Annotated in this window: 19 protein-coding genes; 7 read left to right on the top strand and 12 right to left on the bottom strand. The window is 45.1% G+C overall.

Annotated features, from left to right (window positions below; all coding sequences use genetic code 11):
* Positions 1-23: 23 nt before the first annotated feature.
* From HZC34_03480 to HZC34_03465, 4 genes are read right to left on the bottom strand one after another with little or no spacing between them, the layout of a single operon-like run.
* Positions 24-686, bottom strand: coding sequence for an energy-coupling factor ABC transporter permease (locus HZC34_03480; GenBank protein ID MBI5700894.1), 663 nt, complete (start codon positions 684-686; stop codon positions 24-26).
* Positions 687-689: 3 nt separating this feature from the next.
* Positions 690-1,736 (bottom strand): cell division protein FtsZ, encoded by a 1,047-nt coding sequence (gene ftsZ / locus HZC34_03475; GenBank protein ID MBI5700893.1) that lies wholly within the window; start codon positions 1,734-1,736, stop codon positions 690-692.
* Positions 1,737-1,768: 32 nt separating this feature from the next.
* Positions 1,769-2,482, bottom strand: a complete 714-nt coding sequence (locus tag HZC34_03470) for an FtsQ-type POTRA domain-containing protein (GenBank protein MBI5700892.1) — start codon at positions 2,480-2,482, stop codon at positions 1,769-1,771.
* Positions 2,483-2,525: 43 nt separating this feature from the next.
* On the bottom strand, positions 2,526-3,461 hold the full coding sequence (locus tag HZC34_03465) for a D-alanine--D-alanine ligase (protein MBI5700891.1): 936 nt from the start codon (positions 3,459-3,461) through the stop codon (positions 2,526-2,528).
* 101 nt (positions 3,462-3,562) lie between these two features.
* Between HZC34_03465 and HZC34_03460 the strand changes: the two genes are divergently transcribed.
* From HZC34_03460 to HZC34_03450, 3 genes are read left to right on the top strand one after another with little or no spacing between them, the layout of a single operon-like run.
* Positions 3,563-3,838: a DUF4258 domain-containing protein gene (locus HZC34_03460; GenBank protein MBI5700890.1), complete on the top strand. Its 276-nt coding sequence runs from the start codon at positions 3,563-3,565 to the stop codon at positions 3,836-3,838.
* Complete coding sequence (locus HZC34_03455; protein MBI5700889.1) at positions 3,822-4,055, top strand: DUF2283 domain-containing protein; 234 nt, start codon at positions 3,822-3,824, stop codon at positions 4,053-4,055. The genes HZC34_03460 and HZC34_03455 overlap by 17 nt, the downstream gene beginning before the upstream one ends.
* Before the next feature lie 2 nt (positions 4,056-4,057).
* Positions 4,058-5,137 carry an isocitrate/isopropylmalate dehydrogenase family protein gene (locus HZC34_03450; protein MBI5700888.1) on the top strand — a complete coding sequence of 360 codons (1,080 nt, stop codon included), beginning with the start codon at positions 4,058-4,060 and terminating at the stop codon, positions 5,135-5,137.
* Position 5,138: 1 nt separating this feature from the next.
* Here the strand turns inward: HZC34_03450 and HZC34_03445 are convergent, their stop codons facing one another.
* The gene (locus tag HZC34_03445) at positions 5,139-6,125 is read right to left on the bottom strand and encodes a hypothetical protein (protein ID MBI5700887.1); all 987 of its coding nucleotides are present in this window, start codon (positions 6,123-6,125) and stop codon (positions 5,139-5,141) included.
* 10 nt (positions 6,126-6,135) lie between these two features.
* Positions 6,136-6,750 (bottom strand): hypothetical protein, encoded by a 615-nt coding sequence (locus tag HZC34_03440; GenBank protein MBI5700886.1) that lies wholly within the window; start codon positions 6,748-6,750, stop codon positions 6,136-6,138.
* A 110-nt stretch (positions 6,751-6,860) separates the two neighbouring features.
* Between HZC34_03440 and HZC34_03435 the strand changes: the two genes are divergently transcribed.
* From HZC34_03435 to HZC34_03420, 4 genes are read left to right on the top strand one after another with little or no spacing between them, the layout of a single operon-like run.
* Complete coding sequence (locus HZC34_03435) at positions 6,861-8,537, top strand: hypothetical protein (protein ID MBI5700885.1); 1,677 nt, start codon at positions 6,861-6,863, stop codon at positions 8,535-8,537.
* A gap of 36 nt (positions 8,538-8,573) precedes the next feature.
* Positions 8,574-8,972, top strand: a complete 399-nt coding sequence (locus HZC34_03430) for a HEPN domain-containing protein (protein ID MBI5700884.1) — start codon at positions 8,574-8,576, stop codon at positions 8,970-8,972.
* The gene (locus tag HZC34_03425) at positions 8,945-9,277 is read left to right on the top strand and encodes a nucleotidyltransferase domain-containing protein (protein MBI5700883.1); all 333 of its coding nucleotides are present in this window, start codon (positions 8,945-8,947) and stop codon (positions 9,275-9,277) included. Before HZC34_03430 ends, HZC34_03425 begins: the two co-directional genes overlap by 28 nt.
* A gap of 5 nt (positions 9,278-9,282) precedes the next feature.
* Complete coding sequence (locus tag HZC34_03420) at positions 9,283-9,732, top strand: GatB/YqeY domain-containing protein (GenBank protein ID MBI5700882.1); 450 nt, start codon at positions 9,283-9,285, stop codon at positions 9,730-9,732.
* Between the two features lie 56 nt (positions 9,733-9,788).
* Here HZC34_03420 and eno read toward each other — a convergent pair whose 3' ends face one another.
* The 6 genes from eno to HZC34_03390 form a co-directional block, all read right to left on the bottom strand.
* Entirely contained in the window at positions 9,789-11,063 is a 1,275-nt protein-coding gene (gene eno / locus HZC34_03415) for a phosphopyruvate hydratase (GenBank protein MBI5700881.1), read from the bottom strand.
* 4 nt (positions 11,064-11,067) lie between these two features.
* The gene (locus HZC34_03410) at positions 11,068-11,946 is read right to left on the bottom strand and encodes a hypothetical protein (protein MBI5700880.1); all 879 of its coding nucleotides are present in this window, start codon (positions 11,944-11,946) and stop codon (positions 11,068-11,070) included.
* A 352-nt stretch (positions 11,947-12,298) separates the two neighbouring features.
* Complete coding sequence (locus HZC34_03405; GenBank protein ID MBI5700879.1) at positions 12,299-15,187, bottom strand: hypothetical protein; 2,889 nt, start codon at positions 15,185-15,187, stop codon at positions 12,299-12,301.
* An 18-nt stretch (positions 15,188-15,205) separates the two neighbouring features.
* Positions 15,206-15,979, bottom strand: coding sequence for a hypothetical protein (locus HZC34_03400; GenBank protein ID MBI5700878.1), 774 nt, complete (start codon positions 15,977-15,979; stop codon positions 15,206-15,208).
* A 96-nt stretch (positions 15,980-16,075) separates the two neighbouring features.
* Entirely contained in the window at positions 16,076-18,046 is a 1,971-nt protein-coding gene (locus tag HZC34_03395; GenBank protein MBI5700877.1) for an S-layer homology domain-containing protein, read from the bottom strand.
* An 11-nt stretch (positions 18,047-18,057) separates the two neighbouring features.
* Positions 18,058-20,727: a hypothetical protein gene (locus HZC34_03390; protein MBI5700876.1), complete on the bottom strand. Its 2,670-nt coding sequence runs from the start codon at positions 20,725-20,727 to the stop codon at positions 18,058-18,060.
* Positions 20,728-20,972: the final 245 nt, after the last annotated feature.

Below are 20,972 nucleotides of genomic sequence, written 5' to 3'. Positions count from 1 at the left end.
GTCTTAATGAAATATTTGGGCATTCAGTCCGAGGTTTTCGCACGGAAAATATTTACAAGCGCAAGTGTTATCAGCGCTTCGGCGATCCCGATCACCAAATGAACTCGGACTATACTATAAATTCCTGTTTCAATCGCGCCGGCAATAGACATCATAACAACAGAAGCCCAACCTGCAATTAATATAGCAGTCCATTCTGGAATTATTTTTTTGAGAACAAAATAGATGCCGTAACCAAGCATTGCGCCAATTACTGCCATATTTATAATATTTGCCCCAAGCGAAATTAGTCCGCCATCGTGTAAAAATATCGCCTGTATAGCCAGGACCAAAGACATTACGATCGATCCGGCATATGGACCAAGCAAGATCGAAGCAAAAACTCCGCCAAAGAGATGCCCCGATGACGATTGTCCTATGCGGAAATCGATCATTTGCGCGATAAATATCAGTGAAGCGACCATCCCCATTTTAATAAATAATCTTTGCCCGTCGCGGGATAATATTTTTTTGGCATTGCTTGAAATATTTTGAGCGGCATTGCCGGCTAAGGCATAAGCTTCTGAAGTTTTAAGAACTGTTGCGGCTTCCCTGACTTTTGAGATGCTATAAGATAGGGCCGCAGCTGCGGCGGCAATTAGCCCCGATGAAACTTTTGGATCGAGAAACCCGTCTGGTATGTGCACGGATCACACCCTCATGAATGGCGGCAGTTCTATGTGTTCTTTTCCGTGGGATGCCGTCCTGTGGAATGTCGTTGGCATTGATTCTTTTTCTTTTTTGGCTCCCGGCCTGAAGCCAGTTGCGATAACTGTCACAACAACATCGCCTTTTAGGTTTTCGTCGATAACAGCACCAAAAATAATATTTGCGTCGGGATCAACGGCGTTGTATATAACTTCCGCCGCATCGTTCACTTCATAGAGGGTTAGATCCGATCCGCCTGTGACATTGAATATGACGCCTTTGGCGCCGGTTATTGTTTCTTCAAGCAGAGGGCTCGAGATGGCTTGCTCCGCAGCTTCAACTGCGCGATTCTCGCCGGATCCAGTGCCAATCCCCATCATCGCAGATCCTGCTTCATACATGATCGTCCTAACATCGGCGAAATCAAGATTGATGAGTCCCGGGACAGTTATAAGATCCGATATTCCCTTAACGCCTTGGCGCAGGACATCGTCCGCAACTTTAAATGCTTCAATTATTGAAGTTTTTCTTTCAACAACTTGAAGAAGTTTATCGTTAGGGATAACAATTAATGCGTCAACTTTTTCTTTAAGGAGTGATACGCCGGATTCGGCTTGCGAGATCCTAACCGGACCTTCGAACCTGAATGGTTTTGTGACCACTGCGATAGTTAAAATGCCTAATTCTTTTGAAACTTCGGCGATCACTGATGAGGCGCCTGTGCCAGTACCGCCGCCCATGCCGGCTGTGATAAATACCATGTCGGCGCCTGTTAGCGCGCTCTTGATCTCTTCTCTTGATTCTTCCGCGGCTTTTTGTCCGACTTCAGGGTTTGATCCAGCTCCTAGTCCGCGCGTTAATTTTGCGCCTATTTGAAGCTTGTTGTCCGCGAGAGAAACGGAGAGAGCCTGAAGATCGGTGTTAACTCCCCAAAACTCAACGCCCTTGACCCCTGACCCTATCATGCGGTTCACGGCATTGGTCCCGCCGCCGCCTATTCCGAAGACCTTGATGGTCGCGAAATTCTTGCCGTTGCTTGACATCATCATGACGCCATTTTACCCTATCCAAACTTTAAATGTCAATGCTTGTATTTGACCGCTGGAAAGGAATACGAGCTGACATCTATATACTCAATTTCGTTCTTACGGTCCCTGTTCTTCGAATAAATAGCCTCGAAGTTCCGCATTTTTAAATTGAGATCCTGGACCGACCCTATCCTGACCCTTAAAATGTCGTCAACGAGCAATTTTATGTCGTTCAGGTCGGCAACATCGATCTGCAATTTTTGAGGGGCGATGAAAGTTTCAAATTCCGCCAGCAATTTGAGGACATCGCGACCCACATCCGAGCGGATGTACCTGCCTTGTTCAAGCCAGGCTTCATCAAGGCCGTTCATGACAGGAAGATTGGTGATGTCGGGGAACTCTATGGCAGAGTTTGAAGCAATTTGCGGGTTCAACACCACGCCGTCCTTGTCTAAAATAAGGGACTGCTTATTTTTTAGGACGCATATCACGGCTTCTTTCCGCTCTTCTATCACAATTAATATTTTTGACGGTGGGACCCTTTTGAATCTTAATTTCTTTACTATAGCGATTCTTGAGAGATTCTTTTTGGCGTTTAAAAGGCTTGTAAAAAAGATGCTGCCGCCGAGCGGGACCTTTGCTTCGCGTATCACTTCTTCCGGCAGAAGAAGGCGTGTGCCGGATATTTGGACTTCTTCAAGCTTAAAAACCGGCAGGAGCGCGATCAAAGTCAATATGGCGCCAAGAAATAAAGCAAGCAATAGCATTCTTAGGATCATCCTGCTTCTTTTTTTGGTTTTTTTCTTCGGCCTATTCCGCATTTAACGATATCTCGAGGATTTTTACGACGAGTTCATCAAAAGTTAACCCGATATGCTTTGCTTCTGCGGGAAGATCGGAGTTTTCAGTCATCCCTGGGATAGTATTAACATCATGGACATATGGGACGTTGTCGGCCCCGATTATCATATCAACCCTGGACACTGCTCTGCATCCTAACGCGCGATGCGCGGTTAAAGCAATTTCTTGGACTTTTTTCGCAAGCTGCGGGGATAACCGTGCGGGCAATATAAACTCGGTCCCTCCCTCGGTATACTTCGCCTTAAAATCATAGAACTCAGACTTTGGCACAAGCTCAAGTATTGGCAAGGCTTCATTCCCCAGAATTCCAACTGTGACTTCTTTGCCTTTGATGAATTCTTCGACGAAAGCGTTGCCATGTTTTTTGATCGTTTCTTTTAATATTTTTTCAAGATCGTCTTCTTTTTTCACAATCGTGACGCCTAAGCTTGAACCTTCGCTCAATGGCTTCACGACTAAAGGATAAGCGAAAATGCCGGAAATTTTTCCTGCCTCATTTTTTAAGTCGGCTTGCGGATCGACTTCGATGAATTTGGGGGTTGGGATACCGATCGCTTGGAAAATCCTTTTTGACGCCACTTTATTTATCGCAAGCGCAGATGCTAAAACTCCAGACCCCGTATAAGGGATCTGCGTTATTTCCAATAACCCTTGGATAGTTCCGTCTTCGCCGTATTTTCCATGAAGAACAAGATATGCGACATCGATCTTGTTTTTTTTGAGTCGCGACACGAGATCGTCATCGATATCGGATTGGATGACATTGAACCCTTGGTTCTTTAGAGATTCAAAAACGCGCTTGCCGGAACGCAATGATACTTCTCTCTCGCCAGACCGGCCTCCGCAAAGAACTGCTATTTTTAATTTTTTGAGATCTTTTTCCATATCTAAACCCCCTCCCCCCCTTATAAGAGGGAGAATGCCGAACACAGTAAGGCAAGTGGGGGTGATTTGATTTTATCATCAAAAAGATTTATAATCAATTTGTGATAAAGTTATCATTGCATGCGGACCGGCAGCTAAATGAAAGGGATTTGTCGCTTAAGGATATTGAAAGTGTTATAAACAAACCCGATCAACTGGTTTCCGCCAAAACAAAAGGGCGAAAAATAGCTCAAAAAATCATTTTCCGTTCGAAGATAAAATTTCTATATCGAGTGGTTTATGTGAAAGAAGGGCATGATTTTTTGGTCATTACGGCTTATAGGACAACAAAAATTGAAAAATATTGGGAGGGGGAGTTGAATGAAAATAAATTATGACGAAAAACTGGACGCAATGTACATACGTTTCAATGATTCACCATATTTTGAAAGCGATGAAACCAAAGATGGGATCATCCTTGATTATAATAGGTCGGGAAAGGTCATTGGAATTGAGATATTAGATGCTTCAAAAAACCTGCCGGCCCCAAAAAGCAAATTATTAAGCATCAATTTTGAAATTTTAAGGCCAAATACAAAAAAGGCATCAAAATAACTATGGCCTACAAAATAAGCTTGATCCCGGGAGACGGCATAGGCCCTGAAGTATCAGGCGCCGCTAGGCGCTGCGTTGACGCGACAGGCGTTAAGATCGATTGGGAAATCGTTGAAGCAGGCGCTGACATCATTTCAAAATACAAAACCCCTCTCCCAAAAGAAACACTTGAATCTATAAGAAAAAACAAGATCGCCCTTAAAGGTCCGCTAACGACCCCTATTGGGACAGGATTTCGAAGTGTAAACGTCGCCATAAGAAAAGAACTTGACCTTTACGCGTGCTTGAGGCCATGCAAATCGTTTAAAGGCGTCAGATCAAGGTTTGCCGACATCGATCTCGTTGTTGTACGTGAAAACACCGAAGACCTTTATGCGGGGATAGAGTTCGAAGAAGGGAAACCTGAAACTAAGGCTTTAATTTCGGAAATTGAAAAGCTTTCGAAAAAAAATATCTTAAAAGATTCCGGCATTTCGATCAAACCAATATCGGCAACCAATTCTAAAAGAATTGCAAAATACGCGTTCGAATACGCGGTCAAGAATAATAGAAAGAAAGTAACAGCTATTTCTAAAGCTAACATTATGAAATATACTGACGGCCTATTCTTTGCCTCTGCCCGCGAAGTTGCCAAAGAATACGCGGGCAAGATCGAATACGAAGAAAGATTGATCGACAACATGTGCATGCAGTTGGTGCAGAAACCTGAACTATATGATGTATTATGCTTGCCGAATCTATACGGAGATATCCTCTCCGACCTTTGCGCCGGTCTTATCGGCGGATTAGGCATAGCGCCCGGGGCAAATCTTGGCAATGGGATCGCGGTATTTGAAGCGATACACGGATCAGCCCCGAAATACGCGGGACAGAACAAAGTCAACCCAACAGCAATGATACTTTCAGCTGTACTAATGCTCGATTATATCGGTGAAAAAGATGCGGCAAAGAGATTGGAAAAAGCTGTAGAAAAAGTAATAGCCGAAGGAAAGAGCGTTACCTATGATCTAAAGCCTGATCGAAACGACAAGTCAGCGGTTTCAACCTCCAAAATGGCCGACGCGATAATAGCGGCTTTATAAATTATCTTGGCGTCGCTTCAACGCTTACTGTCACATAAACCCCGGGGTCTGTTGTTGAAGGCCCATTCCATGCAGTCCTCATCTGCCTCATAAAACACCTGTCGGTCCAAGTTGAACTGGAAGACTTGCCTATAAGGTCCCGCGGGGCCAAACTATTGAATTGCGCTTCGGTCGTAACGCCATCGAACAAAAGTGAATTCGCATAATTAAAGTCCAAAGTGATCGTCAAATTGTTATTATCGATCAATGCGGCGGTAAAAGTTGCCGCTTCAGGAGTGACCTTTGCTAAAAGAGGGAAAAATACCATTGTCGGATGCGTTGAATCGGTCCAATTCTTGATCGTCGAATTTGCAACAGGCGATGACGGGCGGGTTGAATCAAGCGATCCCGTCGACGAATTAAGCCATTCAAAGTTTCCTGTTGTCGAATTTTTTAATAATATATCGCCTTTGGTATAATCGCCTGTTGTAGCATAGGCATACCTTAACACGCGCTCGGCTTCAGGCGACCCTTGGTTGAAGTAGACGTTGAAATACCCGTACATCATAAGTATCATTGATGCGGGCCCTCCAATATAGCCGGGCTTTTTGCTCATTATGCCTTTTAACCTTGTAGTCTGGGACAGGTCAAAATCCTTGAGTTCCGTCAGACTTGTCGCAAGGTCAGGACGATAAAAGCCGAAAACTACAACCCCTTCATCTTCGGTATTGTTTATGGGAAAAAAAACAGTTGCAACTTTTCCGGTGATCTTGGAAGGCGTTACACCCCAATAGGATGCGCCTCCTACAGTTACAATGCCTGTAGTTTTCAATCCGAGAGCCGCAAGGGCCGAAAAAGTCGAGCTCTTCATATCTGTATTCGCCTGGTTTAAGAACGACTGGATCGAACTGCAGCCGATATTCATAAATCCAAAAATCAAAATCCCAAATCCAAAACAAATCGCAAGCACAAGCCATAAAATCCTAATATTACTGAATTTATTTCCCATTATTTCCCTCCTAGAAGTATGCGCGGAACCCGGCAAGGCCAAACAGCGAATTTTGAAGGGCGGCAAGACTTGAGGTTAAAACGATCATAGCCGTCCCTTTTGCGCCAACAACGATCTCCTTATTACCTTGCCCGGGAATCGAAAGCGAAAGGCCGGCCGAATAATCGATCAATCCTCCGTCCTTGAATATAGAAGCGACAACTGGAATAGAGATCTTAATGCCGGGCGTAACCGCATATCCAAGAGCTCCGCCCAGGTTCCCGGCCATTCCAAAGCCTGATTGCGGAGTATAAAGGCCGCCCATACCGATTATGCCGGAGAAAAAAAAGCTTCCTCCAGTCAGCAATTTTTGTTTCCCAAGCAATCCAATCTGGGTTACGGAATTAGGACTGAAGCCTAACAGGCTGTTGAGCCCCATAATAAATATCTCGGCGCTCCTGTCTTTTTCCGGCGAATAATCAAAATTAATTGAGGATGCCGTCGTCCCACCCGAAAGATGCGGAAGCACGAAATAACTTATATCTTTTTGGTTTTGTTCCAAGAATAAATTATGGAATGCCGCAAAGGATTGGGTGGCAAATACAAGAACAGTAATAAAAAACGCCGCTAAGGTCTTTTTTATCATAGAACCTCCTTGAAGTACCAAGCAGTATAATACACGGCATAATAAATTTCAAACGCTCTTGACAATTATCTCCCCAAAAACTATCATTCCAATATATTAATGGGGGGGACATGAAAAATAATATAATTATTTCATTGTTGGTCATTGGGACCTGCCTGCCGGCAGGCAGGTTTGCGTCATTGGGATTTGCAGTAACGCTAATTGCTGGATGCGGTACCACGCAGTCCACAACTGCTGCCACAACGACAACTACCACATCGTCAACTACGACCACAACGATCGCCGGCACTACATCATCGGCTGTTTCAATTAAAGGAAATATATATTCCGGCGCTGTAAGGACATCAGCCTTAAGTTCGTTGGCGTCAGGCGTCAGGATCATGGCTGACCCGACCGCTCCTCTTTCGGGTTATACGGTCGTAGCTGTTGGTACTGTCGATAAAAAAGTCTATTTCCCTGATACAACAACTGCCGCAACCGATGGGGCATTTTCGATATCGGTCCCTTCGGGCGAATCTTTTTACCTGGAACTAATAGACAGCGGCAAAAAATTCGTGGCGCCTGTTTCTTTTGGAGGAACAGCCACTAGCGTATACATGGCTATAACCCCGGAATCAACAGGCGGGCCGATCGATCTTGGAAAAATTGTTTACGAGAGCGCAAAAGGCGCCGCGGTCCCGACGGCGGAAATTGCGTCAACTAAACTGGATACCGGAAGCACTGCGACAAAGAAAAGCACCGAAACTTTTATTCCTGTCGGTGCGGGAATATTGGGGCGAGGGACCGGAGAAGCCGCTTTTACTGGCACATTAAAAGACGCTGTCGATGAAGACAGCGACGGGATACCCGATGTCATCGATGTTGATGACGATGGCGACGGCTCTGTCGATGGGCTTGACAGCACCCCGAGAAAAACAGGGGCAGTTGAAGTAAAGGTTGCGGGCGTCAGTAATACTAATGCCTTTTCGAATCTCCCGTTAATTTACGAAGAATACCCAACCTATATTAGCGGCGCGGTCAACTCAAGCTCGGTTTCTGTAGGCGCTAAAACAAATATGGCGATCGAAGTCGTCATGGCAACAGGTTACACGGCGAACGATTTTTCGGAAATCCGCGTCATTGATGGTCCCGCCTGGATCGGAACCGCGACAATTTCGGGCGACGGGCCGGCTGGCAGCAGCGGCACATTATGGAGCGCCAATTCTTATAAATTATATAAAGGTACGAACAACGACAGGTGGACAGTCCATGTGATCCCTGTCGGCACCCCCGAAGCTGGGGATATCATTAAATTCAGAGTGACATCGACAAGCGGCACCACGCAAGAATTCATATCTACAATAAATTACGTATTCCACTCCATCCCAAGGCTTACCTCGTATAAATATACTACCGGCGGCGCATATACCACAAAGGAAGGCTCTGCTTTAAATTTGAATGTATACCAGCTCAACTCGAACAAATTCACGTTTGAAGGGACTTCCGTCACATTTACTTGGACGGTCCCGCGCGATGACGCGGGAAACCCAATAACAGGCATGAACTATAACCTTGACGGGATCAATTATTACGATGCAACAGGTGCGGTTTTGATACAAGCGGGCGCATTAAGGCCTGCTGCTTCAACTCTAATATCCAGTTCCGATGCAACTTTTGGGCCGACATATACATATATCTTTACTCCAACAACTGCAGCATATTCATATTTCAAGGTAGATGTTAAGGCCGAAAGTCCGGCTAATGGCGGGGGTAACGCATCACAACTTATTTACTTTAGAAAAACATAGATATTTACTGTTAAACATTGTATAATTGCTTGTAATATGATGACAAAAAATCCCGAAGAGCTCGCGGAATATTGGCTTGATTTTTCAAAAGAAGACCTAAAATCCGCGAAAGCTTTGCTTGATGCGCATAGGTACACATGGTGCGCGTTCATCTGCCAGCAGGCTCTGGAAAAATGCCTCAAGGCGGGATATGTAAAAATACATAAAGAAATACCGCCTTATCTCCATAAGCTTGAACGGCTCTGCCAGCTTTTGGAATTAACCCCGCCGCAGGATATTCTAGACAAGCTCATTGAAACCGATAAATACTACATTGCCACAAGATATCCAACTTACAAGGAAGCGGTAAATATCAAAAATCTTAAAAAAGCGGAAGGCATATACGAGAACGCAAAAAGGATTTACAAATGGTTTATAGAAAATCTAAAGCTATAAATATAATCAACCGGTTTATCGCCGAAGCTGGAAAGGCGATCGATATCAAGGAAGCCATTCTTTTCGGCTCCTATGCAAAAGGATCCCAAAAACAATGGAGCGATATTGATCTTGCCATAATATCCGATTCATTTAAAAACCAGGGGTTTTTCGATCGGCTTGTTTTTTTAGGGAAGCTCGCATGGAAAGCAAAAACAACCGAGATCGAGGCGATCGGGTTTACGCCAAAAGAAGTACTATCCGCATCGAAACTAGATTTTTTAAGCGAAATACAAAAAAACGGCAAAATAGTGTATAGGGGTTAATAGTCATGACCGAGACAAAAAGCGAACTATTAGCTAAAATAAACTCTGATCTCATGAAGGCAATGAAAGTGCGGGATGAATTCCGCCTCTCCGTCCTCCGCATGATGAAAAGCAAAGTGCTTTATGTCAATGCGCGAGGAGAACTAACAGACGCTGAAGTCATAAAGATCGTCTCAAAATATTCGAAAGAATTAACGGAAGCGGCCGTTGAAGCCAATAAAGTCGGCCGCGTACAGGATGCTTCAAAATCAACCAGAGAGAACGAGATCGTTTTAGAATATCTTCCAAAACAGCTCTCACCTGAAGAAATAAAAAACACGGTTATTGCCGCAATATCCGAATTGGGCGCCACAACTATCAAAGATATGGGCAGTGTCATGAAAGCCGTGTCGGCAAAGCATCCCGGCATCGACGGCAAGATCGTCAATCAATTTGTCCGTGAGCTTTTAAAATAAAATGGAAATAGTCGGGCTTCTATTCTACTTCGTAGAGAGGGGGACAGGGGGTGAGGTCATTTCGCGTAGGCTTTGATGCCCAAATACTTGGCTTTCTTGCCCAAAGCTTCTTCGATCCTCAAAAGCTGGTTATATTTTGCAACGCGATCAGTCCTTGCAGGAGCTCCTGTCTTAATCTGTCCCGTGTTTAGAGCAACCGCTAGGTCAGCGATAGTCGCATCTTCGGTTTCACCCGATCTATGCGATGTAACGGCAGTATATCCGGCTTTTTTTGCCATATTTATGGCTTCGATCGTTTCGGTCAATGTCCCGATCTGGTTTACTTTGATCAAGATCGAATTGGCGACGCCTTTTTGTATGCCTTCTTTTAATATCTTAGGGTTTGTAACAAATAAGTCATCCCCTACTAGCTGGATCTTCTTTCCGAGCCTATCGGTTAATAGTTTCCACCCTTCCCAATCGCCTTCTGCCAATCCGTCCTCGATTGAAACGATGGGATATTTCTCGATCCATGATGCATAAAGGTCAACCATTTCGGCAGAAGATAAGTTTTTCCTCTCTGTCTTTAATTCATACTTTCCGTTCTTGAAAAATTCCGATGAAGCCGGGTCCATGCAAATGCAAATATCGGCTCCAGGCTTATATCCGGTCTTCTCGATCGCTTCCATAATGAGCTTAAGATTGCCTTCGTTCGATCCGGTCTTTGGAGCAAAGCCGCCTTCGTCGCCGACAGTTGTTGGGTATCCCTTTTCTTTGACCACGGCTTTTAGTGCATGATAAACTTCGGTCCCGATCCTTAACGCTTCACGGAATGTCTTGGCTCCAACAGGCGCTATCATATATTCCTGCATCTCTGTTGACCAGCCTGCATGAGCTCCGCCATTCAACACATTCATCATAGGCACTGGAAGTGTTATTGCTTTTGTTCCGCCTAAGTATTTGAATAATGGCAAGCCTTCTGAATTAGCCGCCGCATGGGCAACAGCCATTGATATCCCAAGAAGAGCATTTGCTCCATATTTGCTTTTGTTCTCGGTCCCGTCAAGCTCGATCATGAGGCGATCGATCTTTTCTTGCTTGGTTGGATTCAATCCTATCAATTTTTTTGCAAGTATCGAAACGTTCTTTACGGCTTTAAGGACCCCTTTGCCTAAATATCTTGATTTGTTTCCATCGCGCAGCTCAAGTGCTTCGCGGCTTCCGGTCGATGCGCCTGAAGGTACTATTGCACTCCCTTTTATCCCGTTATTTAATATTACATCGACTTCAACTGTGGGATTTCCTCTCGAGTCCAATACTTCTCGTCCTATGATCGCTTTTATTTTTGCCATTATTTTACATCACCCCTCCTTCATCCCCGCTATTGACCGATTTTTGTTTTATCTGCACTTGTTTCTTCACTGGCGAAAGATAGTTTTCAGATGTAATTACGTTTTTCCCTGTTTTCGCTTCCAGCTCTAAGCGGGCATTTTTCGCTATTTTACCGCCCTTTTTAGCCGGAATTTTATTTTCTTCCAAGCCTTTAGTTTGCATTGTTTCAGCTATTTGCCGAGTGGAAAGCTCCGCTAAAGCTGTAAAAATCAATTCAGCATCGGACATGTGATCTCGCAGATTTTGAGCTTTAAGACCCTTTAAGTTCTTATGTTTTTTCACCGATAAGCTGCTCCATTCTTCATGGATGATATTTGTTAATATTGCGTATTCATCTTGCTCTTTCACCTCATTATCTTTCCAATAATCGGTCAATTTATTTCTGATTTCTTGCCCCATCATCCGCTGCTGAACCCACTTTTCGCTTCGACCGTGCTTTTGCCAGTATTCACGGGCGCGATCAAGTGAACGGACAGGATCGCCCATATCCTGCAATCGTTCATATCCCACCTTTGCCAGCCATAATTTAATTGGTTCAGCTTTTTTACTTGGCACTGATTGTATGAGGCGAAGAATAGTTTCCACTTTTGCCACATCGGTTTTGTAGAACTTGCCATCAGCGGATTGCATTTTCAGTTGGTCACAAAATGTGACCAACTCACTGCCTTCTTGTTTTAAGCGATTTTTTAATGTTGTCCAGTAACTTTTTGCTTTTTTAAAATCGGTTTGTTCTATTAATGCCGCAATAATATCGATTACCGAAAAATACCAAGTTTCGGTTTTTTCGTCGTAATGCCGGCGAATTTTAAAGTTTTCAAAAATAGCCAATGACTTCTCCGTCATGCTTATTCTCTTTCCTGAGAGTTTCCTCTCGAGTCCAATCCTTCTCGTCCGATTATCGCTTTTATTTTTGCCATTTATTTACACCCTTTCATATGAAAAATTACTAATGACGCAAACCTGCCTGCCGGCAGGCAGGTCCCAATGACCAACAATGTTTGGCTTCGCCAAAATTATATTAAAAACAACACTGAAGAAAAGTGAGATTATTCTAATGTAATTATAGCGGAAAAATAGGTTAATTTCAAAGATTTGTTAACTCGTCATTTGCGGAAGTTGGTTGTTATAATTTGGTAATTATAAAACCGCCGAAGGCGGAATACCATGTTGGTCATTGGTCATTGGGATTTGGTCATTATTTCGGCGACGGTACTATTTGCGGCCCATTGCCTGCTCCACCCTTGCCTTTATTAGGATCAACGCCTTCTAGTCCTCTAGCGGCATCATCTGCCGGCTTGTCCGCTGGTGCTGGTTTGTCTGCTGGCGCTGCTCCTGGTTTAGCTGGTGGCTCTGCCTTTGGTGGCTCTGCCTTTGGTGGCTCTGCCTTTGGTGGCTCAGCCTTAGGTGGCTCTACTGGGTCAGTCTTCAATCCACTCAAGATCTCTTTCATTTCTTCTGCAGAAGGAAGTTCCTGTTTAGGATCGGAATCATTTTTGCTTGCGTTATAAGCGCTAGCTCGAATTACATCAACTGCCGCCTTGTTTAATTCAGATAAAGGATCTTGTATGCTTGCGTCAGCTTTGACTTTCTTAGCAACATCGGCCAAAACAATTCTTGCATAAGCCATGACATTTGGTCCAACAACTTGAGCTTTTAGTTCGCTCTTAAGGCCCTCAACCGAAATTTTATCCGGTGGAATGAACATGTCTCCTTTTACAAGTATCGCCTCAACTGCATCAAGCAGGTCTTTTGCGATTTCAGTGCCCGCATTCGAAGAGGCAATGAACGCAAAAGTCTTCCTTAAAGCTGCAATTTCTAGAACGCGCCTTTTGCTTGGCGTCATTCTGTATATGTCTTTATCGTTCGCTGTTTCCAATTCGTCAGCTGGTTTTGCAAGCGAACTTTGCTCGCCCACAAAAAATGCTACTGGCGCGACATCTCCCAATTTAACTTTGTCCGATGCAGCTGGCACATAACCGAATTTCGATTCGTCCGCTTTTCTTGACAATAGAATTATATTTGAAAGACCATGATCTTTCGGCAAAGAATAATTAGGCTCTAATTTGCCTAATTTAAATGCCGTAAGATACGCCGCTATCACATGCGCGTCAAGCGGATAGTCCGGGACCAATGTCCCAACAAGAGGATCGGAAAAAATCGCCGATTCACTGCCTGTCAATACTCTCGCGCGGCTCAATCTCAATTCGGCTTGATGGGCATCGGAATCTGGGACAACATCGCTTATGCTTCCCCTAACTGTTGGGCTTTGAGGCCTTGACCCAAATCTAAAGGCAACATTAACCCCTCCAACAGCTCCACTGCCGGAATTGAATGGACGCTCGATTGATTGTTGTCCGGCATAAGCTGAAACATCAAGCATTACTGCCGATCCGTCTTTTTCGCTTCCGGAAAGCCTGATATCCCTCACCCCGGCTTCAAACATTGCAAACCTGCTTACGCCGTTATTTAGATTCTGCTGTCCGGCTCTCAATAAAGCGTAAGGCGTTCCAAAATATTCGGACCTTGAATAGCGCAAAACAACTGAAGCAGGATTTCGGAATTTGCTCATAAAATCCGCATATACGACAAAATCTATCGATCCATACTTGCCAAGATCATATCCGCCGCCTGCGTAAACTCCATGGCCTCTGTTATACTGCCTTTGGCCTTCAGGAGTAAACGGATCAAAGCGAAGCTCGTTTGATTCGTAGGTATTCCTGTAGCCTAATAAAGCGTATGCATTGCCCCTGTTCCACCTTACGCCCGCGCTCAATACATTTCTGGTCCATCCCATGGTCCATCCCAAGCCGCTAAGATCGCCGGCTCCCAGATCGTTTGAGATATTAGCGGACAATCTTCCATACTCGCCAGAAGAGATCAATTCGTTAGCTCCCGCTGACAATCTAAAGCTTTCTTGGTTATAGTTTGGAAAATTGGGAACATTTGTGGAATAATCGTAATATTCGGCTCGCAAGCTTAAGCTTGGCATAAAACTGCGGCGATCGAAGTTAGTGGAAGATAACGACAATCCGAGCCTATTTTCATGGCCATAGCCATTTACCTTTGGAGCAGATGCTTCCGCGCCAAAGAGGCCATTGTATGAATGCGAATAATAAGGCATTACTTCGACAATATTATTCCCGGAACGTCCATGCCACCTAGCGCCAACAGTTGCCGTAGCGCCCGGCTGTATAGGAAGGTCGGAACTCACGGACTCGCCGATCCTTAATCTTGCATCCCGCAATTCTTGTCCCGCGAAAGCCCCGCTCAAGCCCACGCTTACATACGGTCTTGGTATTCCAGGATTTCTCACAAGAGTTTTATCCCAATTATCGCCCCAAGTATCGGGTTCTTTTGTAGCTTCCGCGATCCTTGCGTCACTTTTTGTCCTTAGGTATGCTTTAACGGCTGCGGCAAGTTCGAATTTCGATCTTGCCGGTTCAGCTTTGCAGGCTTCTGCCATCAGATTGGCTTCGACTTCATCATATAAAGCTGGGAAAATGGCTCTTAATACCTGTTGCGCTCTTTCCACTATAATTTTATTCTCATCAATTGCTCGTGAAAGGACTTCTCTTGCTGCTCTAAGTATTACTTCGCGTGGCGCCTTACTTGCCGCATCTATCATCGCAGTTAAAACCGCTTTAACAATTTCCACTTCTTGATCAGTTAGCGGCTTGTCCCCAATTTTTATATCTTTTATTTTATCGGAAATACCAGGGTAAATCTTATCGGCTAGAGTTGGTCTTTTGTCTTTCTTTTCGCAAGCAGATTGCATTGCTTGTTTTTCGACTTCATCATATAAAGCTGGGAAAATGGCTCTTAATACCTGTTGCGCTCTTTCCGCTGTAATTTTATTCTCATAAATTGCTCGTGAAAGGACTTCTCTTGCTGCTCTAAGTATTACTTCGCGTGGCGCCTTACTTGCCGCATCTATCATCGCAGTTAAAACCGCTTTAACAATTTCCACTTCTTGATCAGTTAGCGGCTTGTCCTCAATTTTGACATCCTTGGCTCTAGCAGAAATTTTAGGATAAACATGTTCTGCTAAATTCGGCCTTATTAAACTTGCTTTTACATCAGACATTTTATTTGTTCCTCCAGATTAAAACTGTCCTGGATCAAAATCGATACTTGGTTTTTTCTTTGGTGGCGGAGGCGGAGCATCCGCTTTGCCTGGTTTAGCTTCATCCTTCGCCGGTTTAGGCGCAGGCTTTTTCGGTTTGACTGGAGCTTTCGGCTTCGATTTGGCAGCAACTGGGACCAGTTCTGTCTTCGCTTTATATCTCTCTACGGGAATTGGAGGCGGTGCCGCCGCAGCTGGAGCTGCTGGAGCCACTGGCGGACATGTTGCTTGAGGCGGAACTACAGGCGCTTTAGTGGAACGAGCTTCATCAATGACGGCTTGAGCTTTTGCGCAAAAAGCTGGGGTAAATAATACTATTTCATCATTTCCTCCCATAAATTCCCTGCCATTCAAATATTCAAGAATTGGAGGCACAACATCATCGGGACGTTCTGCACCTTTTGATAAAAATGGAAATCTTTTAGCTGCAGCCAAGTTCATTTCTCTTAGCTCTTCGCCCATTCTCTCATAAACAGCAGAATTTGTACCTTGATCATTTGTAAGCATTCCGCACTGAAAGCGCATAACTATTGCGGCGGCTGTCTTCCAATCAGCATCTGGATTTGGCAATTGATGGGCAACAATACTTGGCATTGTTCTTGTTTCACCAATAGTAGGGGAAGTTAATTTAAGAGCTGTTAACCCTGCGCCAAAGCCCCCAAGCACGCCTAATGCCCCGCCCAAAGCAAAGGAGGCAGGATACTTTCTGGCAAAACTTGTTACGAATCCAAATACTTTTCCCACTCCAAACATTTTACTCCCCTCCAATTATATCTATCATGTTATTTTTCTACTTTCTTCCTCTGTTGCCCTGATTTCCTGATCCTCTGATACCCTTCCCTAATTTCACTAATTGATACTCGCTTTGATAATAGGCGCTGACTTCTCATATTCATATCCTTTCTCAAAAGAAAGGAGATCTTTTATAAGTTTTCCTGCAACTGTCGTCTTGCTCATCATTTCAACCGATTCGGCGCGGCTTACGGCATTCCCAAGCCCTAACTTATCGCCTTCGATGTATGAGAGCATCCCATTGTCTTTTGCCGCCTGGACATATTTTGCCGCCCAGTGTTTCGCCTTAACATCCCTGTATGGGTTCTCCATGGCGACCGATACCGGCAGTTTGTCGTAGCGGACCAATACAGTTATCGCTTCCGCTTTTGTCAGCCTTTTGTTGGGGCGGAATTTGCCGTCAGGATATCCTTTGACAAGCCCCATATCGACAGCTTCTTTGATATAAGCCGCGGCCCAGAAATCACCCTTAACATCCTTGAATACGGAGGACGCCGGGCGCTCGGTTAATTCTTTACCTTTTGCGCGCACAAGAAGCGTCGCTATTTCGGCCCTTGTAAGAACCCTTTCAGGCTTGAATGTGCCGTCGGGATATCCTTGGACCAATCCTGCCGTGCTCGAGCCTTCGATAGGCTGTTTTGCCCAGTGCCCGTCGGGAACATCGGCAAAATTGAGCAAGCGAAGCACTCGCCTTGCTTCCTGTACCGATTTTCCTTGCGCATTCTTTGCTTCAACGAGAACCAGTTTCTTTCCGATCTTTGAGATTGGGACAGAGGCTGTAAATGACCCGTCTTTTTCAACCAAAACATTGGCGCCATTGACAGTTACAACAGCCGCGCCTTTAGCAAGACCCGAGACTTTCACCGCATCGGCATAAACCACGGCTTTGTCGGATGGTTCTTTTAAGGTTATATTCAAAGAAGCTTCTTCAGCTGCGGCTTGTTTTGGCACGCCTACATAAGATACTGAAAAATAATGGGTTGTGTTTTCGGCGATCGCCCCGTATGGATGGAACGCATAATTAAACTGCATGCCGCCAGACGTAATACCTATCCCCATTGTTGGGTTTGTTTCAACGCCTCCCGCCACTGGGTTTTGGTCGAGCCCGGCGCGGAGTGAAATATTCGGGGTTGCCTGGTATTCCGCCCCTGCATGCATCGCGGATTGCGCGCCGCGTGCGAGGTCCATATCCGCTGCAATGATAAGTTTTTGGCTTTCAGCCGGCTTTAATTTTAAGCTTCCGCCGACCTTAAATAATGAAGGGATAGTATTTTCGATCCTATTGCTCGACTGCATCTTGGTGCCGATCGGGTTTTGGGCCGATACGCCGAGCGATAAATTCTCTGAAGGGGAATACACCGCTCCGAGGTCAAATCCCATGCCGGATGCCGATGCTGATTCAATTGTTGCGGCTCCTGCCCCGCCCTGTGAGAAATATTTGAAGCTTCCGCCTAATTGTAGATTTGATTCTTCGAGGTTGACGCCGTACGATAGGAAGAAAACGCTGTTCCCCCAACTGCCAGTCCCGGATGATGCGCCGCTTGAATCCCTCAAATCGATGCCTGATATCGAGCTTATGACGGCTCCCGCGCCGATAGCGCTGTTCTGGGTTTGCGGATAAACTCCGCCTAGCACCATATAATTGACATCACCCAAAAGATTTGTGTACATGCTGGTCAGTTTTGGGGTTGTGGCTTTCCCAAGCCCTGCTGGATTTATAAATAACGCATCGCCGTCTTCGGCTACTGCTACATAAGCCTTGCCCATCCCTAATGGCCTGGCGCCTACGCCTATGTACATGGGGTCGACGACTACGAGATTATCGGCGGCAAATACTGGAGAACTAACAGCTAACAGCAAACAGCTGACAGCAAATATAGCTCGGAAACCTGCGAACCCGCCTGCCAGACGGGCAGATAAACTTCGCGGTTTCCTCGCAGCTTTTAAATCATTTAACATTTGACATTTGACATTTGACATTCTATTGCCCTCTATACTATTATCGTCAATTCTGTTTAGGAATTTCATTTGCTGGCCTCCTATTTATTGACGACAAGTATCTTTCCCTTGCCGAGAGTCTTATTGCCCGCGTCGACTACGCGATACAAATATGCGCCGTCTCCAACTATTTCAGAGAGAGAATTTTTTCCGTCCCACGATATTTCGCCGTTAGCTCCGGTTCCAGTCCAGCTTAATTTTGCCGCGGCGCGTGCGATCGTATCAAAGATGTAAGCTGTGGCGGAGGTTGCGCCGTTTGTCGCGAACACGATCTTTGTCGTGCCGCCGGCCAATGCGTTGAACGGGTTCGGGTAATTATATGAAGAGCTTGTGACTGTCGGCGCCAAGACCGTGAACACTATTTGGTTGCTTGTTTTTCCATCGTCCCTTACGATCTTCACGTTCTTCTTGCCTGGCAGAAGAGCTTTTGGAAGGGTAAATGTTACGCTTGTATCGATCCATTGCGTTGTAACTTCGCCTGTTCCGGAACTCTTTATTGTATAAACATCAGTGAACCCGTCATTGAAGCCGACCGATCCGCTTAAGCCAAAAGATGTTCCTGCAACGGTTATTTTCGCGCCTGGTACCGCTTCCGCGGGGCTTACCTGGATGATCGTCGGATCAGCCGCCGCAGTGGACGCTTTCTTTGCGACGACATAGTCGATCAAGATGCCGCCGGTATTTGTCTGTGAAGGCCCTGTAAATACGAACTGATACTCGGTTATTTTGCTCCAATCAATAGCGGCGTCGCCTGTTGTAGAACCTACAACGCGAGCCATCTTTGATCTGAAGTTTTGAAGCTTATATTCAGCCCAAGTATTTCCGGTGAGCGCAAATGCATCGGTATCCGACATCGCGAAGTTTGTGCCGTCGGCATCTTTCACCTGCAGTTTAACTTTATTCGATGAGCCGTCGCCTTTCATTCGGAATGAAATGTCATCCATGGATAGGACATCTTTCGTGCTTGAAAGCGTTGCGCCCCATCCTCTCCATCCGTCTGTGACAGATGGATAAGTTGTCTGTATAGATTTTGTGCCTTCATATTTATCTGTTGTGATAACAGTTGTTATCGGTTTCGAAGTTTCCGTAGGCCCGAACTGGTAATAGCCTGAAGCCAAAGTCCCTTCGATGTCGTCTATGACCACTTCATTTGTGGCAGGAGGAGCGGCATATTTAATTACAGTGAACACATCGCCCGCAGCGACTTCTGTGCCTGTTGTAACTTTAACAGTTCGAAGGCCTTCTGTTGCAGTTGCGGATATCGCGACATTTGGAACAGTTATATGTGTTGCGTCGGTTACGGAAACAGTTCCACCCGTAATTCCCGCTCCGAAGTCAACTACTGATGCATTTGTAAAATTGGTATTTGAACCGACAATAGCAACTGATGCCAAAGTTTGGCCTTGAGTGCCGGATGACGGGGTTGCGGAGAGTAATGAAATAACAGGCGCCGCTGCCGTAACTTTTAGTGTTGTCGAAACATCAGGCTGGCCCGCTGTTTTGACTGTAACAATCTTATCTCCGCTCAACGTTGTTGGGTAATCAATCCCAAATGTAATTATTTGTTTGGCAACATCAATTTTTAAAGTTCCTAAAGTCATTGTAATGTCAGTTGAATCAAAGACAACTGTGCTTGAACTCGTAAAATTCGTATTGCTGCCCGTGATCGTCATATCCGAATGTTTCCATGCGGCGTTGACCGTGCTTGGAGCTATTGCGATCGTCGGTACTGGCAATGAAGAAACTGTTAATGATACTGCAACCGATCCGCTTCCGCCATTTGATGTAAACGATATTGTGTCATTATATGTCCCTGCTGTAAGCCCTGTTGTATTGACAGAAACTGTCATTGATGACGTTTGAGAGCCGCTTGTTGGATTAATCGTGAGCCAAGCCGCCGTTTTTGCTGCGGTCCAATTCAATGTTCCGGTCCCTGTATTGCTTATGCCGATTGTTTGGCTTGCCGGGGCCGATCCGCCAATTTGGAAATTAAAAGCAACGCTTGATTTATTAAGCGTCAAAACTGGGGCTACTGGCTTTGCGGGATAAGTTACTTGATTCGATTTTTGTGAACGGTTTGTCGTCTCAACTCCGCCGGTAAATACTATTTTAACTGCATATGTATAATTTGCTGCGACTATGCCAGTTGTATCAGAAAAAGTTGTTGAATTTGTACTGCCGATTTTTGTATAAGTTGTACCATCGGTGCTGCGATAAATATTGTATCCAGTAATTGTTCCGGCAGGAGCTGGAAGGCCTGAAAGATCAACGGTTCCCGTCCCAGCATTAGCTGCAGCCGTAGGCTTTGGAATAGCTGCTAATGAAGCGATATCCGCGAAGTTTTGAGAAGGTGTCGCATCAGACAAAGTTAATGAACTTTTGCCATATAGGCCCGCCCCTGCTTCTGCGGCATCAGCTTTTTCAATCAATGAAAGAAGAACTTGGCCATTGCTCCAACTGCCATACCAATTGCCAATGTTATCCTGATATTGCGTTCTTGTTATTGCGTTATTATACGAACAATTGCCCGAGCTTGTTTTTGTTGCATCGGTTGAAAGCCACATTTTGTAAGTCGCGGGAGTATAGTTTGTGTTCAACGGCAAAATATATCCTTTGACAGGATGGCTGCCGCCCGCAGCAAGAGCCGCACTCGCAAACAATAATATACTCACCCCCGCCAACAACAAACCAAATATTTTTTTCTTTTTCATTTTATTCCTCCTCACTTAATCAACGGCTTCCAAGCCGTATTTTTTAATATAGATATCTCATATCCCTCGCCCATAATAACCGAAGAGACTTCCAATGGGTCGGTATTGGGATCATCAGTATCCGAACTCCAGACACCCTTCGAAATGTCGCTTGGGTCAAACGGGCTCCAATATACAGACTCATACTTTTGCGTAGCAGGATTGAATCGCGCAATATAATCACAGACTGTCGGAGGCGTCGTAAG

Source organism: Candidatus Saganbacteria bacterium, assembly GCA_016223245.1.
Classification (GTDB): Bacteria; Margulisbacteria; WOR-1; order XYC2-FULL-46-14; family XYC2-FULL-37-10; genus JACRPL01.
This window is presented reverse-complemented; position numbering and strand designations above follow the sequence as displayed.

Bases quoted from the DNA above. Each gene is read 5' to 3' on its own strand.
- HZC34_03405 (MBI5700879.1), bottom strand. From the start codon at position 15,187: ATGTCTGATGTAAAAGCAAGTTTAATAAGGCCGAATTTAGCAGAACAT.
- HZC34_03425 (MBI5700883.1), top strand. From the start codon at position 8,945: ATGGTTTATAGAAAATCTAAAGCTATAAATATAATCAACCGGTTTATC.
- HZC34_03410 (MBI5700880.1), bottom strand. From the start codon at position 11,946: ATGACGGAGAAGTCATTGGCTATTTTTGAAAACTTTAAAATTCGCCGG.
- HZC34_03435 (MBI5700885.1), top strand. From the start codon at position 6,861: ATGAAAAATAATATAATTATTTCATTGTTGGTCATTGGGACCTGCCTG.
- HZC34_03390 (MBI5700876.1), bottom strand. From the start codon at position 20,727: ATGAAAAAGAAAAAAATATTTGGTTTGTTGTTGGCGGGGGTGAGTATA.
- eno (MBI5700881.1), bottom strand. From the start codon at position 11,063: ATGGCAAAAATAAAAGCGATCATAGGACGAGAAGTATTGGACTCGAGA.
- HZC34_03430 (MBI5700884.1), top strand. From the start codon at position 8,574: ATGATGACAAAAAATCCCGAAGAGCTCGCGGAATATTGGCTTGATTTT.
- HZC34_03445 (MBI5700887.1), bottom strand. From the start codon at position 6,125: ATGGGAAATAAATTCAGTAATATTAGGATTTTATGGCTTGTGCTTGCG.
- HZC34_03470 (MBI5700892.1), bottom strand. From the start codon at position 2,482: ATGCTATTGCTTGCTTTATTTCTTGGCGCCATATTGACTTTGATCGCG.
- HZC34_03440 (MBI5700886.1), bottom strand. From the start codon at position 6,750: ATGATAAAAAAGACCTTAGCGGCGTTTTTTATTACTGTTCTTGTATTT.
- HZC34_03465 (MBI5700891.1), bottom strand. From the start codon at position 3,461: ATGGAAAAAGATCTCAAAAAATTAAAAATAGCAGTTCTTTGCGGAGGC.
- HZC34_03400 (MBI5700878.1), bottom strand. From the start codon at position 15,979: ATGTTTGGAGTGGGAAAAGTATTTGGATTCGTAACAAGTTTTGCCAGA.
- HZC34_03420 (MBI5700882.1), top strand. From the start codon at position 9,283: ATGACCGAGACAAAAAGCGAACTATTAGCTAAAATAAACTCTGATCTC.
- HZC34_03455 (MBI5700889.1), top strand. From the start codon at position 3,822: ATGAAAATAAATTATGACGAAAAACTGGACGCAATGTACATACGTTTC.
- HZC34_03450 (MBI5700888.1), top strand. From the start codon at position 4,058: ATGGCCTACAAAATAAGCTTGATCCCGGGAGACGGCATAGGCCCTGAA.
- ftsZ (MBI5700893.1), bottom strand. From the start codon at position 1,736: ATGATGATGTCAAGCAACGGCAAGAATTTCGCGACCATCAAGGTCTTC.
- HZC34_03395 (MBI5700877.1), bottom strand. From the start codon at position 18,046: ATGAAATTCCTAAACAGAATTGACGATAATAGTATAGAGGGCAATAGA.